Annotated in this window: 14 protein-coding genes; 9 read left to right on the top strand and 5 right to left on the bottom strand. The window is 60.7% G+C overall.

Annotated elements, in window-relative coordinates; translation table 11 throughout:
• Positions 1–44: 44 nt before the first annotated feature.
• Both J5W70_RS10060 and J5W70_RS10055 read right to left on the bottom strand, forming a co-directional pair.
• Positions 45–422 carry an ApaG domain-containing protein gene (locus J5W70_RS10060; RefSeq protein ID WP_022398058.1) on the bottom strand — a complete coding sequence of 126 codons (378 nt, stop codon included), beginning with the start codon at positions 420–422 and terminating at the stop codon, positions 45–47.
• Positions 423–440: 18 nt separating this feature from the next.
• On the bottom strand, positions 441–1,103 hold the full coding sequence (locus tag J5W70_RS10055; RefSeq protein ID WP_215841916.1) for a hypothetical protein: 663 nt from the start codon (positions 1,101–1,103) through the stop codon (positions 441–443).
• 373 nt (positions 1,104–1,476) lie between these two features.
• Here J5W70_RS10055 and J5W70_RS10050 point away from each other — a divergent pair, with 373 nt between their 5' ends.
• The 5 genes from J5W70_RS10050 to J5W70_RS10030 all read left to right on the top strand — a co-directional run bounded on the left by J5W70_RS10050 (position 1,477) and on the right by J5W70_RS10030 (position 6,992).
• Complete coding sequence (locus J5W70_RS10050; RefSeq protein WP_022398060.1) at positions 1,477–2,994, top strand: cellulose synthase family protein; 1,518 nt, start codon at positions 1,477–1,479, stop codon at positions 2,992–2,994.
• Between the two features lie 10 nt (positions 2,995–3,004).
• Positions 3,005–3,862, top strand: coding sequence for a L,D-transpeptidase (locus J5W70_RS10045; RefSeq protein ID WP_022398061.1), 858 nt, complete (start codon positions 3,005–3,007; stop codon positions 3,860–3,862).
• 112 nt (positions 3,863–3,974) lie between these two features.
• Positions 3,975–4,532, top strand: coding sequence for a YqgE/AlgH family protein (locus tag J5W70_RS10040; protein WP_180971053.1), 558 nt, complete (start codon positions 3,975–3,977; stop codon positions 4,530–4,532).
• A 10-nt stretch (positions 4,533–4,542) separates the two neighbouring features.
• Complete coding sequence (locus tag J5W70_RS10035; RefSeq protein WP_022398063.1) at positions 4,543–5,238, top strand: YggS family pyridoxal phosphate-dependent enzyme; 696 nt, start codon at positions 4,543–4,545, stop codon at positions 5,236–5,238.
• An 86-nt stretch (positions 5,239–5,324) separates the two neighbouring features.
• Entirely contained in the window at positions 5,325–6,992 is a 1,668-nt protein-coding gene (locus J5W70_RS10030; protein WP_022398064.1) for a GTPase family protein, read from the top strand.
• A gap of 73 nt (positions 6,993–7,065) precedes the next feature.
• On the opposite strand, the gene J5W70_RS10025 is transcribed toward J5W70_RS10030, so the two are convergent.
• The 3 genes from J5W70_RS10025 to J5W70_RS10015 are packed head-to-tail and all read right to left on the bottom strand — an operon-like array spanning position 7,066 to position 9,852.
• A complete protein-coding gene (locus tag J5W70_RS10025) occupies positions 7,066–7,626 on the bottom strand; it encodes a 5-formyltetrahydrofolate cyclo-ligase (RefSeq protein ID WP_180975182.1) in 561 nt (186 codons plus the stop codon).
• Positions 7,623–8,501 (bottom strand): ABC transporter ATP-binding protein, encoded by an 879-nt coding sequence (locus J5W70_RS10020; protein ID WP_022398066.1) that lies wholly within the window; start codon positions 8,499–8,501, stop codon positions 7,623–7,625. Before J5W70_RS10020 ends, J5W70_RS10025 begins: the two co-directional genes overlap by 4 nt.
• Positions 8,502–8,511: 10 nt before the next feature.
• Positions 8,512–9,852: a dipeptidase gene (locus J5W70_RS10015; RefSeq protein ID WP_022398067.1), complete on the bottom strand. Its 1,341-nt coding sequence runs from the start codon at positions 9,850–9,852 to the stop codon at positions 8,512–8,514.
• Positions 9,853–10,008: 156 nt separating this feature from the next.
• On the opposite strand from J5W70_RS10015, the gene hprK reads away from it, so the two are divergent.
• From hprK to J5W70_RS09995, 4 genes are all read left to right on the top strand, one after another.
• On the top strand, positions 10,009–10,977 hold the full coding sequence (gene hprK / locus J5W70_RS10010; RefSeq protein WP_022398068.1) for an HPr(Ser) kinase/phosphatase: 969 nt from the start codon (positions 10,009–10,011) through the stop codon (positions 10,975–10,977).
• A gap of 78 nt (positions 10,978–11,055) precedes the next feature.
• The gene (locus J5W70_RS10005) at positions 11,056–11,322 is read left to right on the top strand and encodes an HPr family phosphocarrier protein (protein WP_022197994.1); all 267 of its coding nucleotides are present in this window, start codon (positions 11,056–11,058) and stop codon (positions 11,320–11,322) included.
• 46 nt (positions 11,323–11,368) lie between these two features.
• Complete coding sequence (ptsP, locus tag J5W70_RS10000) at positions 11,369–13,147, top strand: phosphoenolpyruvate--protein phosphotransferase (protein WP_022398069.1); 1,779 nt, start codon at positions 11,369–11,371, stop codon at positions 13,145–13,147.
• 127 nt (positions 13,148–13,274) lie between these two features.
• Positions 13,275–14,963 carry a sulfatase gene (locus J5W70_RS09995; protein WP_022398070.1) on the top strand — a complete coding sequence of 563 codons (1,689 nt, stop codon included), beginning with the start codon at positions 13,275–13,277 and terminating at the stop codon, positions 14,961–14,963.
• Positions 14,964–14,976 lie beyond the last annotated feature (13 nt).

Genomic DNA, 14,976 nt, shown 5'->3' with positions numbered 1-14,976 from the left:
TCGCTATAAAAAAGCCCTGCAATTTCATGCAGGGCTTTTTTATTTCACCATTTAAGGCTGACAGGGTCCGTATGATAAAGAATCCCGGCCTCGTCACGCACAAGAAGAGTTAACTGGATGCGCGCAGGAAGGCGCAGCATCTGGAGGCCGTTGAACGCAAATATCTGCCCCTGGCACAACAGGGGACGGGAACCGAACAGTTCATCCCCTTCAATCACCTGCGTGCCGTCTTCATGGGAACGGACGGTCCACTTTTTACCGATGATGCGCACGGCGCCTTCCCCCGTATTGCGGATGCTCACATTGTAGGGCACGGGAATGCGCCCGTCGTCACGGACCATCCGCTCCAGCTTTTCATCCCGTGAATACAGGCTGCGCGGCGTGAGCCGCACTTCCAGGGTGGTCAGGAGGGGGAGAACCATACGGGAGCCGGGGAGGAATTATGATTCCACAGGAGCCAGGGCCGCCTTCATCAGCTCCAGCGTCGTCTTGCGGATGGCTTCCACGCCCGCCTTGGTGGGCTTGGCGTCCGGAGCCAGCGTCATCTGCTCCTGCAAGGTCGTCAGAAGGTTCATGATTTTTGCAATGTCCCGGCGTTCCTTCATTTCCGGCTCCACCCCGTCCAGGATGTAATGGAAGTATTCCGGCACGTCCGGCTGGAAGATGACCTTCGCCTTGTCCTCCGCAAACTTGTTATCCAGCGCCGCGGTAGCGGCATCCAGGGCGCGTATCCATCCTCCCAGGCCAATCAGGTTCGCCATGTCGGAATCCCGCAGGGAGGCAAGCTCCTGTTCCACGTCGGACTGAATCAGGGCCAGATTATTCTTGAAACTGCTCAAATCCCCGTCTTCCGCATTTTTCAGCAGGCTGGCGGCATGGCGGTTCACCCGTTCCCCGGCTCCGATGGCCTTCGCATAGCTGGAGAGGTCCAGCGCAATGGGCTTCACTTCGTTCATCTTGCCGCACTGCACGATCACAAAGCCGTCCGCCATCATGCCGCCAAGCTGGAGAGCCAGGGAGCAGCGGTCCATGGGGGGGGCGTTCGGGACGCGCGCGCAGCGCCACGTTCTCCGGAATTTCCGGCAGCCCTTCCAGGTCTTCAAAAATCTTGCGGATGGACGGCGCGGTAAATTCGTTGATGCCCAGCTCCTCATTCATGTGGGAGTCGTCCAGCAGGCGTTCCGGAATGGCCGGCTGGCCCTGCCTGTCCTGCTTGCCGGGCGGCGGCGTCTGCACATCCAGCACGGCTTCCTCCTTCTCCGGGGCGTTTTCCTTCGCGGCGGCAAACGCCATTCCCCCCGTGACGGATACAGCCGCTGCCAGCACATACAATCTCTTCATAACAACACTCAAAAAGGTTAAGCAAAACGGAATATGTCTTGACTCTCGCCCTATGGTGTCTTATACGGGCGTCACGTCAAGGAAATCCCCCGCGCCTGACGCAAAAAGATACCAAACACCCTTTGCAAGCCCCGCATGTCTTTAAATTACAATTTTATCTGGCTCCTGTGCTATCTTCTGGTTCTCGTCGGCCTGGCCGGATACGGCTTTCACCGCCTGAGCATCGTTTACCTGTACTGGAAGAACCGCAACAACAAGCCCCAGCCCAAGTCCCGCTTCCAGGAACTGCCCGTCGTTACGGTCCAGCTCCCCATGTTCAATGAGAAGTTCGTCGTGGACCGCCTTCTGGAATCCGTAGCCGCTCTGGATTATCCTCAGGACAAGCTGGAAATCCAGATTCTGGACGATTCCACAGACGACACCACGGAACAGTGCTACCGCAAGGTGGAGGAACTGAAGGCCCGCGGCTTTGACGCCGTCTGCATCCACCGCACGGACCGCACGGGCTTCAAGGCCGGCGCGCTGGAAGCGGCCACCAAGGTGGCCAAGGGCGAATTCCTGCTGATTCTGGACGCCGATTTCGTTCCGGAACCGGACCTTCTGCAAAAAACCATCCATTTCTTCACGGATGAAGGCGTGGGCCTCGTCCAGACCCGCTGGGGCCACATCAACCGGGAATACAACCTTCTCACCCGCGTGCAGGGCATGTACCTGGACGGCCACTTCGCCATGGAGCAGACGGCGCGCAACCGCTCCGGGCGTTTCTTCACCTTCAACGGCACCGCCGGCATGTGGCGCAAGTGCGTGATCGGGGATGCGGGCGGCTGGTCCCATGACACCCTGACGGAAGACATGGACCTTTCCTACCGCGTCCAGCTCAAGGGCTGGCGCTTCATTTACCTGAACGATGTCGTCACCCCGGCGGAACTCCCCGTGGACATGGACGGGTTCAAGTCCCAGCAGCACCGCTGGACCAAGGGCTCCATCCAGGTCTGCCAGAAAATCCTGCTGGACATCTGGCGCTCCAAGGCTCCCCTCAAGGCCAAGGTGGAGGCCACCACGCACCTTACCTGCAATTATTCCTACCTGCTCCTGGCCCTGCTCTGCTTCCTGGTGTACCCCATCTGCACCCAGCGCATTCCGGAAAATGAAACGGTCTTCATGTGGTTCGTGAACGTGGCCCTGTTCTTCATGACCAGCGTGGCCGTCTGCATCTTCTACATGAGCGCCCAGATCGTGGTGCGCCCCAAATCCTGGTGGAAGGAGCTGCCCTACCTGCCGCTTCTCCTCACGCTGAGCGTGGGCATGGCGGTCAACAACGCCAAGGCCGTTCTGGAAGCCATCTTCGGCCATCAGTCCGCCTTCGTCCGCACGCCCAAGTACGGGGTGGACCAGAAGGAAAACAGGCAGCATGTCTCCCAGCTCAAGCGCAACGGGTACAGGGCCATCAAGTCCGTCGTCATCCCCGTCCTGGAAATCGCCTGCGGCACCTTCTTCCTGAACCTGATCATCATCATGATCCGCCAGGGCCATTACCTTTCCCCCATCCTGATGATTCCCTTCCTGGGATTCTACTACACGGGGTTCTGCTCCCTGGGCCGCATGATCTCCAACCTGCTGCCCGCCAAGCAAACTGCCAAAGCCAAGAACTGACACCTTTCCCATGCCTGCGCCTCTCTCGCAAGCAGTACGCCTGATTCAACTCGCCGGCGCCGCCTTCGCGGTGTTCGGCGCCTTGGTATCCTGCTCCCGTCCGGACTACCAGCCCACCGCCATCGTCAAGGATGGCGCCGTCGTTAGCGTCAGGGACCAGAAAATGGCCGTCATGCGCAACGGACACGTCGTAAAAACCTACCCCATCAGCACTTCCAAATTCGGTCTGGGCGACAGGAAGGGGAGCTGCCGCACTCCGCTGGGCGCCCACCGCATCGCCTCCAAGATCGGCACCGGACAGCCCAAGGGCATGGTGTTTAAAAGCCGCAAGCCCACCGGGGAATGCGTGGCCCCCAATTCTCCGGGCCGCGACCCCATCGTCACCCGCATCATGTGGCTGGAAGGGCTGGAAGGCCGCAACCGGAATGCCCACTCCCGCCTGATTTACATCCACGGAACGGCGGAAGAACGCACCATCGGCACGCCCGCTTCCTACGGCTGCGTGCGAATGAAAAGCAATGACGTGTACGAAGCCTTCAACCTGCTCCGGACCGGGGATCCCGTCGTGATCGAACGCTGCTCCATAGACGCTTCCCTGAAAGCTCTGGCCCAGGCGGAAAAAACGCAGGATTCCTCCCTGCTGGTCATGGCTTCCGCACCGTCTCTCATGGAGAATGCCAACACGGCTTCCATCATTTCCCACCGCCGCCGGGCATCCCGTCCTCCCGCCGTAGCCCTTTCCCGCAAGCAGACCGCGGCCGCCGGGAAGAAAGCCTCTCCCCACAAGCGGACGGCAGTCCGCAAGACAGTGAAGAGCTCCAAAGCCGCCGCCCGTTCCGCCAGGGGGACCCGTTACACCCTCGGCTGAACCGACCTTCCCCGCCATTCTTCCGGCATTCCCGTTCCTCCGCCTCCTGACATGGCTGTTTGAACGCATGGTTGCCTGCGTCCGTCACATTTGTTAACGTAGACTTATGGCCATGATGGAACATGAAGATATCAGCAATGAAAACCTGGCGGGCCACCTTCTGGTTTCCGCCCCCTATCTGGACGGCGGCGGCTTTTACCACTCCGTGATTTTTCTGAGCCGGGTGGAGGAGGAATTCGTCATAGGCCACATCCTGAACCATCCGGCCGGCATGAACGTGGGAGAAGTGGCGCGCCATACGGACATTCCGGAATCCCTTTACCCCGTTCCCATCTTCAAGGGAGGCCCCGTGGAGCGCAACCAGCTCATTTTCGCCGCCTTCGTCCGTACGGAGGACAAATTGCGCGTCCAGTTCCATCTACAGGAGGAACAGGCCCTGGAATACATTGAGGATCCCCACGCCATCCTGCGCGCCTACGTGGGCCACAGCGCCTGGACGCCCTCCCAGTTGCGCCGGGAGCTGAACGACCGCGCCTGGTACGTCTCCCCCACCGTGCCGGACATCTGCCTGGAGCCGGACTCCTCCAAGGTATGGGCCATGGCCATGCGGCGCCTCTCCCCCCTGCACCACATCATGAGCCACGCGCCCGCACAGCCTTCCCTGAATTGAACCATCCATCATGAGCATCCAACAGAATCTGGAACACATTCTCTCCCGCATCCGCTCCGCGGAACTCCGTGCCGGGCGTCCGGCTGGGTCCGCCCGCCTCGTCGCCGTCAGCAAAACCTTTCCTGCGGATGACGTGAAGGCGTGCTACGATGCGGGCCAGCGCATTTTCGGAGAAAACAGGGTTCAGGAGGCCCTGGGAAAAATCCCCGCTCTTCCTCCGGATACGGAATGGCACCTCATCGGCCCCCTGCAGCGCAACAAGGTGCGCAAGGCCCTGGAACATTTCACGCTGATCCACGCTGTGGACTCCCTGCGCCTGGCGCAGTTCATGGACGCCGTAGCGCAGGAGACGGGCAAACGCCCCCGCATCCTGCTGGAAGTGAACGTAGGGGATGAAGACAGCAAATTCGGCTTTTCCCCGGAGACTCTGGAACGGGAATGGCCGGAGCTGGCCGCGCTGGACCACCTTGAAATAGCCGGCCTCATGTGCATCCCTCCCCCGGTGGAAAATCCGGACGAAGCGCGCCCTTATTTCCGCCGCCTCCGGGAGCTGAAGGAAACCCTGTCCGGCAAGGGGGGAGCCCCGCTGAGGGAGCTTTCCATGGGCATGAGCCATGACTTTGAAACGGCTGTGGAGGAGGGCGCCACCCTCGTCCGCGTAGGCACCGCCATTTTCGGCGGCCGCTCCTATGCTCCGGCCCCGTGATTTTAGTTGGACAGAAGGAAAAGCGGCGTGTACGTTTGTTCCGGAATAACGGAACGGCCCGGACGGAGCCTTGATTTCAACACCCCATGCTGACAGGAGGAAAAAACGTGATTCCGCATGCGGTGCGGGACGTAGCGGATGCCGCCGCGGCATTTTCCGCCCGCATTGGTCCGGACCGTCATTTTGACTCCCAGGAAAACGTGGAGGAAGCCCTGGCGGAATGCTGCTCTCCGCAGAACGTCACCGTGATCGGCATGACGGGTTCCGGCAAGTCTTCCACGCTGGATGCCCTGGCCGGAGAACGGTTCTGTTCCCGCGTTTCCAGTGAAGCCACACTGGTCCGCTGGCAGTACAGGCCCCACCCCGCGCCCCACACCCATGAATGGGTGCTGGACCTTTTTTACCCGTCGGACGCCCTGCTGAACCTTGAGTTCTGGGACACCATCGGCCTGGAACAAGAGGACGCCCCCCGGAAGCTGAAGCACATCGTCCCCAAATCGGACGCCATTCTTGTGGTCATTTCCGCCAGGGACGGCAACCAGCTCCCTTTATGGGACTACCTCCGGACGCTGGAGGAACGGCTCCATTCCCGCATGGTGCTCGTCATCACCCACGCGGAGCTGCTATCCTTTGACCAGCTCCAGTCCCTGAAAGAGGAATTGCGCTCCACCTCCCGCGAACGCCTGGGCGTGCAGCTTCCCCTGTACCCCGTCACGACCGCCGGGGAGCAGGCTGGGGAAGGCGTGGAAGCGCTGAGAACATGCGTGCAGGAGGTGCTGAAACGCAGCCCGCTGACGGACAAGCGCGTGGAACGCCTGCTGCTGGCTACGGACCGCCTGCTGGAAGAACAGGGAAAGGTGCTCAATGAACTGCACCGCCTTTCCAAGATGGATTCCGGCTTCCTGACTTCCATTGACCGGGAGATAGACCGCATCCAGCTCCAGATGGAGGATGAAATGCCCGCACGGCTCAAGGCATACGCCCAGTACGTGCAGGACTGCGTGCCGCGGCTGGGGAAAAAATCGGCCCGGCAGATGGGGCGCTTCCTTTCCATCCGGCGCACGATGATCCTGCACAAGCTTCCTCCCGTCATTGACGAATGGTTTTATGAGCTGGTCAAGTCCGGCATTGAGGAACGGCACGCGTATTACAACAAGGAATTCCTGAACATCTGCCAGACGCACTGGAACCATGTGCGCCCCCGCGTGAAGGAACAGTGGGACTGCGACATAGGCGATTTTCCCGCCGCGCGGCTCCAGGCGGACCTGGAGGTGTACAAGGAGCGCCTGGGCCGTTCCATTTACATGCCCCTGAAGGATTTCGGCATCAAGCCGTGCCTCAGCAAGCTGTTTCTGGACCAGGAGGACGTGATGAGAACGGAAATCAAGCTGATGCTCATCCTGGTGATTCTGGGAGCCCTGCTGGGGTGCTTCGGAGAACATGCGGCGGGGTTTGCCTGCGTAGCCGCGGCCCTGGCCGTCTGGGTGGGCGGCAACCTGGGGCTGGCCTGGATGCAGTTCCGGCTGTCGCGCCAGATTGTAGCCGCGGCGGCGGAAATGCACATTGCCGTGGAATGCGGCCTGCGGACGCCCCTGTATGAAGCCATGGTCAGCGGCCTTTCCGATTACCGCAAACTGTACGCGGACATCCGCGGCCAGGTGGCCGGCGGCGTGGAACATCTCCAGCCCCTGCTGAATGCCCGCTACGACCTGTTCTATAAACTGACCGTGCAGAAACACCGGTTCCGCATCTAGCCCCTTTCCTTTTCGTCCGGAGACGCGGCTTCCTGTTCCCTGCCGCAGAAACGCACCCGCTTTCCATCAAGCATCACTCCGCGTCCGGCGTAATCACCATGTCCACATGCCTGTCATGGGCTTCCATGGGCAGGTCGTCCAGAAGCTGGCAGGGGAAGCAGACTCCCGCCAGGGAAACTCCCGCAGCCGGACCGGCCAGCAGGGTATCATAAAATCCGCCGCCGTACCCCAGCCGCTTGCCGTCCCGCGTAAACGCGGCTCCCGGCAGAACAATCAAATCCATTTCTCCCGCATGCAGTTCCGGGCAACCCGGGCCGGGTTCGCGAATGTCCCAGCAGCCCGTCACAAACTCCCCGTGGTGGCATACGCGGTGGAAGCTCAGCGTCCTTCCCTCATGCACCAGCGGGAAGTACCATTCCCGGTCCGGCAGCATGTCCAGCAGGGGCAGCAAATCCACTTCCCCCGGCCTGGCGGCAAAAACAGCCACGCGCCGGAAATTCTTTTCCCGTACCAGCGCCGCCACATGGCGGCAGATGGAACGGGACATGGCTTCCCGGGCGGCGGCGTCCAATCCGCCTATCCTTTCACGTATCATGCGGCGCACTTCCCTCTTGGAAGCCGCCGGACCGCTCACGGTTCCGGATTGGGGTGCTTTTCCTTCCATTCCAACAGGCTCTTTAAAAATACGCTTTCCAATGAGTTGCGCGGGTGTCCGGCTTCCAGCCATGCGGCGCGGCCGTCTTCCCTCACCAGCTCCTGCAACTGTTCCAGCAGCTCCGGGGAGGCATGCTCCAGCAGGATTTCCTGCTTGTCGGAATCCCGTGTCAGCTCGTTCATGGAACCCTCCGCAATGAGCAGCCCTTTAAAGATGACGCCCACCCGGTCGCAAACCTCCTGAACCTGTTCCAGCAGGTGGGAGCACAGGAAAACGGTTAGGCCGCGCGCCTTCAGGTTCTCAATAATGTTCCGGATGTCGCGGGAACCGAGGGGGTCTACGCCGGCGGTCGGTTCGTCCAGCACCAGCAGGCGCGGAGACTGAACCAGAGCCTGCGCCATGCCGACGCGCTGGAGCATTCCCTTGGAATAGCCGCCCAGCCGCCTGTCCGCCGCGTCGGCCAGCCCCACCAGGTCCAGCAGTTCACGGACTTTCTCTTTCAGGGATTTGCCGCTCAGGCCGCACAGCTTGCCGTAAAAGGAGACGGTTTCCGCCCCTGTCAGGAATTTGTAGAAGTAGGGGTTTTCCGGCAGAAAGCCTACCTCCTCCTTGCTGTCCGGGGACAGGCTGGATTTGCCGAAGATGGCGCACGACCCCTCCGTGGGCCTCACCAGCCCCAGCAGGGCCTTCATCAGGGTGGACTTGCCGGAGCCGTTCGGGCCAATGAGGCCGTATACCTCTCCCTGCCGGATGCTCATGTCTATCCCCCGCACGGCATGCACCACGGGCTTGCCAAGACCTGTCTTGAAGGTCTTGTGCAGGTTGACGATTTCAGCGGCGGCAGGCTGGTCCATAAGAACGCGGTCAATGCTTGATCTGCCCCAGGCGGCGCAGAAGAATCTGGCTCATGTCTATTCCCTTGGAGAACAGGTCCACCGGGAAGTTTTCATTGGGGGAGTGGATGCGCGCATCCGGCAGGCACATGCCCAGCATCAGGGCGTCCGCTCCCAGCACGCGCTTCATTTCCTCAATGATCGGGATGCTGCCGCCCTCCCTCACCAGCACGGGCTTGCGGCCAAAGGCCTCTTCCAGCGCCTGCTGGGCAGCCAGGCCGAACTCGGAATTCGGGTCGCACACGTAGGCGTTTCCGCCGTGGCCCCGCTTGAATTCCACCGTGACGCCCCTGGGGACATGGCTCTTCACATGTTCTTCCAGCAGCGTTTCAATCTTTTCCGGCTGCTGGCCGGGAACCAGGCGGCAGGAAATCTTGGCAAAGGCATGGCTGGGAATGATCGTCTTGCTTCCCTCTCCCTGGTAGCCGCCTCCGATGCCGTTGATTTCCAGCGTAGGACGGGCGAAAATGCATTCCGCCCCGGTGAAGCCCGATTCCGTCACCACGGTTTCCACGCCCGTCAGCTTCGCCAGCTCTTCATTGCTCATGCCGGGCACGGTGGCCCACATGCTGCGCTCCCACGTGGCGATGGGTTCCACGCCATCGTAAAAACCTCTCACGGCCACGCGGCCGTCCTCGTCATGGAAGGAAGTGATTATTTCCGCCAGGGCCGCAATGGGGTTGGCTACCGCGCCGCCGAACACGCCGGAATGAAGGTCCGCGGAAGGGCCCTTCACGATAATTTCCGCCCCGGCCAGGCCGCGCAGGCCATAGGAAAACGTCGGTGTGTCCGGAGCGGCCATCCCGGTATCGGAAACCACAATCACGTCGCAGGCCAGTTCGTCCCTGTGGTCCTTGATGAATTGGGAAAGACTTCCGCTGCCCACTTCCTCCTCCCCTTCCAGCAGGAAGATCACGTTCACCGGAAGGTGGCCGCCGTTCTGGCGGAGCAATTCCTCCACGCCCAGAATATGGGCGAACAACTGCCCCTTGTTATCCGTGGCGCCGCGGGCGTAAATCTTCCCGTCCCGCACTTCCGGTTCAAACGGGTCGGACTCCCACAGCTCAACCGGGTCCACGGGCTGCACATCATAATGGCCGTAAATCAGCACGGTTGGCTTGCCTTCCTCCCGCGGGCTGCGGGCCATCACAATGGGATGGAGGCGCGTCTTGTGGGCCGCGGCTTCCAGCCCCATGCCGGACAGCTTGTCCACCAGCCAGTCCGCGCAGTCGCTCACGTCCTGGGCGTGCTCCTTCTGGGCGGAAATGCTGGGGAATCTCAACAAGGTTGCCAATTGATCCAGTCTGTTCATGGCACCATCAGACCACGCCTGAGGCTTCAAATCAACCGGTAAAGTGTGGCATTCCGCGCCGGAACGGGCCTTTTTTCAAAAAAATGAGGCTTGCCCGCGGGTCTGGGAACAATATTTGATTGCCCTCGCGCGAGATTTGTTCCTTTATATAGGATTATGTTCAGCAAATCCAAAGTGAAGAAAGTGGATTTCGTCACCCTGTCCAAATTTTACGGCAAATACAAGGAAGCCCTCCAACTGGAGCTCATCAACAGCCCCGCCGGCCTCAGCCGCCACATTTGCGAACCCGCCCTCAACCGCCCCGGGCTGGCGATCGCCGGCTTTTACTCCTACTTTGCCAACAAGCGCATCCAGGTCTTCGGCTCCGCGGAGCTGGCCTACCTTCAAAAACTGCCGGAGGGCATGCGCAAATCCCGCATCCAGCGCATGTTCCGGTGCGAGGTGCCGGGCATCGTCTTCTCCCGTGACCAGGACCCGCCCCAGGAAATCGTGGAGCTGGCGGATGAGGCCGGCGTCTGCGTCTTCCGCACGAGCCTGGTGACCATGAAATTCGTCAACTCCGCCACCATCATTCTGGAAAACGAATTCGCGGAAAGCCTCACCCTGCACGGCTGCATGGTGGACGTGCGCGGCGTGGGCGTCCTCATCCGCGGCAAGAGCGGCGTGGGCAAGAGTGAAACGGCCCTGGGCCTGATTGAACGCGGGGCGGCCCTGGTGGCGGACGACATGGTGTACGTGCGCAACGTGGGCGGAGAACTGGTGGCCAGCGCGCCGGAGATGAGCCGCGGCTTCATGGAAGTGCGCGGGCTGGGCATCGTCAACATCACCACCCTCTTCGGCCTCAAATCCATCCGCCACAACAAGCGGCTGGACCTCATCGTCACCCTCATTCCCGCCAAGGACCAGGAAGCGCTGGACAGGCTGGGGCTGGAAAGGGAGGGCCTGGACGTTCTCGGGGAAAAAGTGCTCCATGTGCAGCTCTCCGTAGCCCCCGGCAGGGACATCGCCCGCCTGGTGGAAGTGGCCGCCATGGACTACCATCTCAAGGACATGGGCATCGACATGGCCGGGGAGTTCAACCGCCGCCTCATGTCAAACTTCCAGCCGCCTGAAAACCAGGACTGACAAAAAACTCTTGGAAAAAAACTTCAATTAGTGTACTTACCGTTCTAGCAACCGTTATCACCCCTTACTTCAAATTCCATGGTTACCAAGGAACTCACCATCATCAACAAACTCGGCATTCACGCGCGTCCGGCTGCTCAATTCGTCAAACTGGCCAGTAAATTTGATGCAGACATTGTCGTGGAGAAGGATGGCGAGGAAGTTGATGGAAAGAGTATTCTGGGCTTGATGATGCTGGCGGTAGGCCACGGCTCCAAGATCACCATCACGGCGGAAGGAAAGGATGAGCAGGAAGCGTTGAACGCGCTGGAAGACCTGATTTCCCGCAAGTTTGAAGAAGATTGAACACTCCGGCTCACGGCCATATGAGACCGGGCCATCAAGCCCGCAGATGATTCAGGAACCCATTTCCACGGAAGAAACCTGGCTTCAGGGCATTCCCGTTTCCCCCGGCATCGCCCTGGGCAAGATCAAAATTCAGATCAGCGGTTCCAAGGAACCCGTGGCGTATGAAATTTCCCCGGAGGAGGTGGATGCCGAATTGGTGCGCTTCCACCAGGCGCTGCAAACCACCGCGGATCAGATCCGGACGCTGCGTGAGCGCATGATCCAGATATCCGGGGAAAAGGACGCCTCCATCTTTGACGCCCACATCCTTCTTCTTCAGGACAAGGTCATCCTCCAGCAGGTTCAGACGGAGCTGCTCAAGCGCCTCCAGAACGTGGAGCACATCTTTTATGTGGTCATGCAGAACTACATGGAAGTCCTGCGCCGCGTGGACGATCCCTACCTGCGCGCCAAGACCGCGGACATGGAGGACGTCATGCAGCGGGTCATCAACAACCTCCGCAGCACGGAACCCCTGGAAGACGAGGAAGAAGCGGAGGAAGCCCAGGTGCTGGTGGCCTATGACCTGACCCCTTCCGACACGGCGGCCATGGACGCCAGCCTGATTCACGGCTTTGCCACGGAAATAGGCTCCTCCGTTTCCCACACCGCCATCCTCGCCCGCTCCATGGGCATTCCCGCCGTGGTGGGGCTGGACCAGGCCCTCCTGCGGGTGGAAAGCCACGCCCCCGCCATCCTGGACGGCTACAAGGGAGTGCTCATCCTGAAGCCCACGCAGGAGACGGTGGAGTACTACAACCGCCTCCAGGTGGAAAAGGAAAAGGCCTACAAGGCGCTGGAAGCGCTGCGGGACCTGCCTACCATCACCAGGGACGGCCGCAACATCCGCCTTTCCGTCAACGTGGAATTCCCCCATGAATACTCCGGCATCAAGGAGGTGGGGGCGGAAGGCGTGGGACTCTTCCGCACGGAATTCTTCCTGCTGGGCAATCCAGCCGGCATGCCGGACGAGGAGGAACAGACACGCTACTACAAGAAGCTGGCGGAAGGCTGCGCGCCCCACGGCGTCATCTTCCGCACGCTGGACTCCGGCGGCGACAAGCTGCCGTGCGAACGGCTCTGCACGCCGGAACCTAATCCCTTCCTGGGCTGGCGCGGCATCCGCGTCTCCCTCAGCCGTCCGGAGCTCTTCAAGCAGCAGCTCCGCGCCATTCTCCGCGCCTGCGCGGACACGCCCGGCTGCGGCATCATGTTCCCGATGATCTCCGGCTATACGGAGGTGGTCACCGCCAAGCACATCCTTCAGGAATGCCGGGAGGAACTGGAAAAGAAAAACGTTCCCTACGCGCGGGACCTGAAGGTGGGCATCATGATTGAAGTGCCCAGCGCCGCCATCATGACGGACGTGCTCGCCCGGGAGGTGGACTTCTTCTCCGTAGGCACGAACGACCTCACGCAGTACACCATCGCCGTGGACAGGGTCAACAACCGCGTCGCCAACATGTTCCGCCCCACGCACCCCGCCGTGGTGCGCATCATCGGCATGACGATCACTGCCGGAGAACGGGAAAACGTCCCCACGGCCATCTGCGGGGAAATGGCGGGGGACATCACCCTGCTTCCCCTGCTGATCGGGCTGGGCGCCACCTCCATGTCCGTGGGCGTGCATCTGGTCCCCATCATCCGGTACGCCATCCGCAACCTGGACTACGGCCAGTGCCGGGACATGGCGCAGAAGGCGCTTCAGGCGCCCAACAGCAGGACCATCGTGGACCTGAGCACGGCTCTGGCACGGAAATCCTATCCGGCCCTGTTTGAATAAGGCCTTCCCTTCCGGCGCATGCCGTACCGGAAAAAACGGCTCTTATCTCCGGCAAACTGCCGCGGGAACACGAATCCTTGACAGAATAGCCCGTTTCATGCGTTATATGAGTACTGGTCTTTTTATCATGAAAACTTTCAGCATTGCATTTTCTCTCATCCCGTTCCTGCTGGGAAGCGCCCTGCCCGCTTCCGCAGCACCCTCAAACACGCCCCGCGCGGCAGCCCAGAAACGCCCCAACATCATCCTTTTCCTGGTGGACGACATGGGCTGGCAGGATACATCCCTGCCCTTCTGGAGGGAAGCGGACGGCACGCCCAAGCCCACCTTCCTGAACAAGCGCTACCGCACGCCCAACATGGAGGCCCTGGGCAAGCAGGGCATGGTCTTCACGAACGCCTATGCGCAGCCCATCTGTTCCCCCAGCCGGTGCAGCCTCATCTCCGGCATGAACTCCGCCCGGCACCGCGTCACCAACTGGACGCTCCTGCGGGACCAGACCACGGATGCCGGCCACAAGGCGCTCAAAGCTCCTGCGGACTGGAGCATCAACGGCGTGCAGCCACTGGGCACCAAATCTTCCGGCACCACCCTTCTCCCCCTGACGGAAGAGAAAATCCAGTACAAGATGGAAAAGCCCTTTACCCCGGTGCTGGGGCTGCCCGCCCTGCTCAAAAAACAGGGCTATACCACCATCCACTGCGGGAAGGCCCACTTTGGCTCCAAAAATACCCCGGGGGCCAATCCCAAACTCTTCGGCTTTGACTACAACATCGCCGGCACGGAAATCGGCGGCCCGGCGGACTACCGGGGCTCCCAGAAATACGGCACGGGGAACTTCCACGTCCGCGGCCTGGATGAGAACAACTATTATGAAAACGACGTCTTCCTGACAGAGGCCCTGACGCAGGAGGTGCTGAAACGCCTGGACGCCATCAGGAACAACCCCAAGGAGGCGGACAAGCCCTTCTACCTGTACATGTCCCATTACGCCATCCACGCCCCCTTCGACATGCGCGGCTATGACAAGCGGTTTGCGGAAGACTACTCCAACCCCAACGACGGCCACAACTGGTCCGACAACGAAAAACGCTACTCCGCCCTGATCCAGGGGATGGACAAGAGCCTGGGCGACATCCGGCAGTACCTGGAAAAGAACAATCTGGATAAAAACACCGTCATCATCTTCATGGCGGACAACGGCGGCCTCGCCATCAGCGGGCGCATGGGCAACAAGGAATCCAACTACCCGCTGAGCTTCGGCAAGGGCTCCAACCGGGAAGGCGGCATCCGGGAGCCGATGATCGTTTACTGGCCCGGAGTCACCAAGCCGGAAAGCGTCTGCACCACTCCCGTCATCATTGAAGACTTCTTCCCGACCATTCTGGAAATGGCGGGAGCCAAAAAAATCCAGGCTCCGCAGGTCGTGGATGGCAAAAGCTTCGTCACCCTGCTGAAGGGCGGCAAAATGAACCCCAACCGCCCCCTGCTCTTCCATACGCCCAACGTCTGGGGGGAGGGGAACGGCAACAACTCGCTTTATTCCCCCAGCACGGCCATGCGCCAGGGGGACTGGAAGCTGATTTACTGGCACCCCACCCAGAAGTTTGAACTCTTCAACATCAAGGAAGACATCAGCGAGGAGCACAACCTGGCGGAACGGCATCCGGACCGCGTGAAAGCCATGGCAAAAACCATGACCGCCCTGCTCAAGGACCGCAAGGCCCAGATGCCCACCTACAAGAAAGACAACCCCGCCGGAGCCCGGGAAGGCTCCCCCGTGCCGTGGCCGGACCAGGCGGCGGCCAGGCTGTAAAGGCATCTCCACC

The sequence above is a fragment of the Akkermansia massiliensis genome (genome assembly GCF_018847375.1).
Classification (GTDB): Bacteria; Verrucomicrobiota; Verrucomicrobiia; order Verrucomicrobiales; family Akkermansiaceae; genus Akkermansia; species Akkermansia massiliensis.
The sequence above is the reverse complement of the archived record's forward strand: the minus strand, read 5'-3'. Positions and strand labels throughout refer to the sequence as shown.

Coding starts and splice junctions, on each gene's coding strand:
- J5W70_RS10035 (WP_022398063.1), top strand. CDS start 4,543: ATGAGCATCCAACAGAATCTGGAACACATTCTCTCCCGCATCCGCTCC.
- J5W70_RS10005 (WP_022197994.1), top strand. CDS start 11,056: ATGGTTACCAAGGAACTCACCATCATCAACAAACTCGGCATTCACGCG.
- J5W70_RS10045 (WP_022398061.1), top strand. CDS start 3,005: ATGCCTGCGCCTCTCTCGCAAGCAGTACGCCTGATTCAACTCGCCGGC.
- hprK (WP_022398068.1), top strand. CDS start 10,009: ATGTTCAGCAAATCCAAAGTGAAGAAAGTGGATTTCGTCACCCTGTCC.
- J5W70_RS10060 (WP_022398058.1), bottom strand. CDS start 422: ATGGTTCTCCCCCTCCTGACCACCCTGGAAGTGCGGCTCACGCCGCGC.
- J5W70_RS09995 (WP_022398070.1), top strand. CDS start 13,275: ATGAAAACTTTCAGCATTGCATTTTCTCTCATCCCGTTCCTGCTGGGA.
- J5W70_RS10050 (WP_022398060.1), top strand. CDS start 1,477: ATGTCTTTAAATTACAATTTTATCTGGCTCCTGTGCTATCTTCTGGTT.
- J5W70_RS10020 (WP_022398066.1), bottom strand. CDS start 8,501: ATGGACCAGCCTGCCGCCGCTGAAATCGTCAACCTGCACAAGACCTTC.
- J5W70_RS10030 (WP_022398064.1), top strand. CDS start 5,325: ATGCTGACAGGAGGAAAAAACGTGATTCCGCATGCGGTGCGGGACGTA.
- J5W70_RS10040 (WP_180971053.1), top strand. CDS start 3,975: ATGATGGAACATGAAGATATCAGCAATGAAAACCTGGCGGGCCACCTT.
- ptsP (WP_022398069.1), top strand. CDS start 11,369: ATGATTCAGGAACCCATTTCCACGGAAGAAACCTGGCTTCAGGGCATT.
- J5W70_RS10015 (WP_022398067.1), bottom strand. CDS start 9,852: ATGAACAGACTGGATCAATTGGCAACCTTGTTGAGATTCCCCAGCATT.